Consider the following 3,397-nt stretch of genomic DNA (forward strand, 5'->3'; position numbering starts at 1 on the left):
GCTGTTGCGCGAAGGGGTAGACACGATCTTCGGGATGCCCGGCGGCGCCGTCATCCCCCTGTACAACGTGCTGCTCGACTATCCCTTCAAGCACGTGCTCTGCCGGCACGAGCAAGGGGCGTCGCACATGGCCGACGGCTACGCCCGGGCCACCGGTAAGGTCGGCGTGTGCATCGGCACCTCCGGCCCCGGCGCGACCAACATGGTCACCGGCATCGCCACGGCCATGATGGACTCGGTGCCGATCATGAAGGTCGGCGCCTGACCCGACAGGACCACCAGCGGGATCGAGTCCATCAGCGCATCGGTCAGCCCGGTCACCGCATTGGTCGCCCCGGGGCCCGAGGTCACCAGCACGACGCCCGGCTTGCCGGTCGAGCGGGCATAGCCTTCGGCCATGTGGACCGCGCCCTGTTCGTGGCGGACAAGCACATGGGTGATGTCGTTCTGCTGGAAAATCTCGTCATAGATGGGTAGTACCGCGCCGCCCGGATAGCCGAATACGGTCTCGACGCCCTGATCGCGCAGCGCTTCGACAACCATTCTCGCACCCGTCATGGTTCGGGACATCTTTTCACTCCATCAGACAATGTATCGCGCGGGGGCAGGGGCCTTCGCCGCGCTGCCGCAAATTATGGGCGCAGCCCCAAGGCGTCAATGGGGCGCGGCGGATAAAATGACACGAAAGGGCGGGGATTTGTAATTTTCTTTCGCCAGTTCAGCGCCCGCGCGTCGGCAGGGTGATGCGGGCGACCTGTTCGACGATGGGATCGACCGACAGGGGATGCGCCTCGCTGGTGTGATCCTCGGGGTCGCCAATATCCTGCCAGACCCCGCCCTTATAGATTTCCAGCGCGGAAAACCGTGCCTTGTAATCCATCTTGCGGCTGCTGGGTACCCAATATCCCAGATAGACATAGGGCAGACCGGCGGCGCGGGCGATCTCGACATGGTCGAGGATGATATAGGTGCCAAGGCTGGCCGATTGCAGCGCCGGGTCGTAAAAGCTGTAGACGAGGCTGAGGCCGTCATCCAGCACATCGGTCAGGCAGACAGCCGCCAGATGGTCGTCGCCATGCCGCAATGCCTGCGGCGCGGCACCATCGCAACGATATTCGATCACGCGCGTCTTGACCGGCGTTTCCTCGATCATTGCGGCGAATTCGAAGATATCCATATCCGCCATCCCGCCATCGGCATGGCGGCGGTCCAGATAGCTGCGGAACAGGTCGTATTGTTCCTCGGTTGCCCAGGCACTGGTGGCCATGCGCCGCAGCCCCGCATTGCGCCGCAACAGCCGCCGTTGCGTGCGCGAGGGCGCGAAATCCGCGACGCGGATGCGCGCCGACATGCAGGCGACGCAACTTTCGCAGCTGGGCCTGTAAAGGACATTCTGGGACCGCCTGAACCCCTGCCGCGACAGGGCGTTGTTCAGGTCGGTCGCATTTTCGCCTTGCAGCGCGGTAAACAGTTTCCGCTCGGCGCGCCCGTGCAGATAAGGGCAGGGTTGGGGCGCAGTCACGTAGAACTGTGGGGGATGCGGTAATGTGTGTCGCATCAGAACCGTGCGATAAGGCTGCTGAACGGGACGGGGCTGGTCATGCGGTCGTCTGGTCTGGAAAGCTCGCCTGAGGGATCAATTACCGGACCAGCCTAGCAACGATTTCGTGACAGGCCAAGCATCGAAACAGTTAATTCGTGAACCCATCGGGCTACATCGGCGGGCCGGGCGCGTACCGAAGGTCCGGGGCAGGGTGCGCTTGCGGGTTCCCGCTTGACCGTGGCACGGGCGGGGCACAGCGGACCACTTCCCAACCCACGGATTTTCCTGTAGAGGCGTCCAATCTGCGACGTGACGCCCGCGCCTCCGGGGCTACGCGAAGGATAGGGGGCGGCGGCAATGGGGCCGCCACAGGACACAGGGTCGCGGCCAGGGGGCCGATACGCACCCAAAGGAAATCAGATGTTTGATGAAGTGAAGAAATCGATCCAGTGGGGCCATGACACCCTGACACTGGAAACGGGCAAGGTTGCGCGCCAGGCGGATGGCAGCGTCATCGCCACGCTGGGGGAAACCAGCGTCATGGCGAACGTCACCTTTGCCAAGGAACCCAAGCCGGGACAGGACTTTTTCCCGCTGACGGTCCACTATCAGGAAAAATACTATGCTGCGGGCAAGGTGCCCGGCGGCTTTTTCAAGCGCGAGGCGCGTCCGACCGAAAAGGAAACGCTGACCGCGCGCCTGATCGACCGCCCCTGCCGCCCGCTGTTCGTTCCCGGCTTCAAGCATGAAGTGCTGGTCATGTGCACGGTGCTGTCGCATGATCTGGTCAATGATCCCGACATCGTGGCGATGATCGCGGCCTCGGCGGCGCTGACGATCAGCGGCGTGCCCTTCATGGGGCCGATCGGCGCTGCGCGCGTGGGCTTCGTCGATGGCGATTATGTGCTGAACCCGGATGTCGAGGACATGCAGGGTTTGCGGGGCAATCCCGAACAGCGTCTGGATCTGGTCGTCGCCGGCACCAAGGACGCTGTGATGATGGTCGAATCGGAAGCCTATGAACTGTCCGAGGCGGAAATGCTGGGCGCGGTGAAATTCGGGCACGAGCAGATGCAGCCGGTGATCGACCTGATCATCGACTTCGCCGAACAGGCAGCGAAAGAGCCCTTCGACTTCCAGTCGCCGGATTACAGCGTGCTTTACGGCCGGGTGAAGGCACTGGGCGAGGCCGACATGCGCGCCGCCTATGCGATCAAGGACAAGGGCGAGCGCGTCGATGCCGTGGCCGCCGCGAAGGCCAAGGTCAAGGAAGGCCTCGGCGAGGAAGATCTGGCCGATGCCAATCTGGGCTCGGCGCTGAAGAAGCTGGAATCGGGCATCCTGCGCGGCGACGTGATCGCCGGCGGCGCCCGCATCGACGGCCGTGACACCCGCACGGTGCGTGCCATCGACAGCGAGGTCGGCATCCTGCCGCGCACCCATGGTTCGGCCCTGTTCACGCGCGGCGAGACGCAGGCACTGGTGGTGACCACGCTGGGAACCGGCGATGACGAGCAGATCATCGACGCGCTGCACGGCAATTTCCGCAGCAATTTCCTGCTGCACTACAACTTCCCGCCCTATTCGGTCGGCGAGGTTGGCCGCGTGGGTTCGCCCGGCCGTCGCGAGATCGGCCATGGCAAGCTGGCCTGGCGGGCATTGCAGGCGGTGCTGCCGGCGGCGACGGACTTCCCCTATACCATCCGCGTGGTCAGCGAGATCACCGACTCGAACGGCTCGTCCTCGATGGCCTCGGTCTGTGGCGGCTCGCTGTCGATGATGGATGCGGGCGTGCCGCTGAAGGCGCCGGTTGCCGGCGTCGCGATGGGGCTGATCCTTGAGGAAGACGGCAAA

The 3,397-nt window shown here is 64.1% G+C and carries 2 protein-coding genes and 2 pseudogenes; 2 read left to right on the forward strand and 2 right to left on the reverse strand.

Features of this window, described 5'->3' with window-relative positions:
• Window position 1: 1 nt before the first annotated feature.
• A pseudogene (locus tag ACK5L9_RS15925) lies at window positions 2-256 on the forward strand (thiamine pyrophosphate-binding protein); the annotation flags it as partial.
• Here ACK5L9_RS15925 and ACK5L9_RS15930 read toward each other — a convergent pair.
• Window positions 235-570: pseudogene (locus ACK5L9_RS15930) on the reverse strand (thiamine pyrophosphate-binding protein); the annotation flags it as partial. The pseudogenes ACK5L9_RS15925 and ACK5L9_RS15930 sit on opposite strands and share 22 nt — an antisense overlap.
• Before the next feature lie 148 nt (window positions 571-718).
• Window positions 719-1,558, reverse strand: a complete 840-nt coding sequence (locus ACK5L9_RS15935; protein ID WP_416912451.1) for an arginyltransferase — start codon at window positions 1,556-1,558, stop codon at window positions 719-721.
• Between the two features lie 405 nt (window positions 1,559-1,963).
• Between ACK5L9_RS15935 and pnp the strand changes: the two genes are divergently transcribed.
• A partial coding sequence (gene pnp / locus ACK5L9_RS15940; protein ID WP_416912452.1) for a polyribonucleotide nucleotidyltransferase occupies window positions 1,964-3,397 on the forward strand: 1,434 nt, incomplete at its 3' end.

The organism is Paracoccus sp. (in: a-proteobacteria) (assembly GCF_047973135.1).
Lineage (GTDB): Bacteria > Pseudomonadota > Alphaproteobacteria > Rhodobacterales > Rhodobacteraceae > Paracoccus.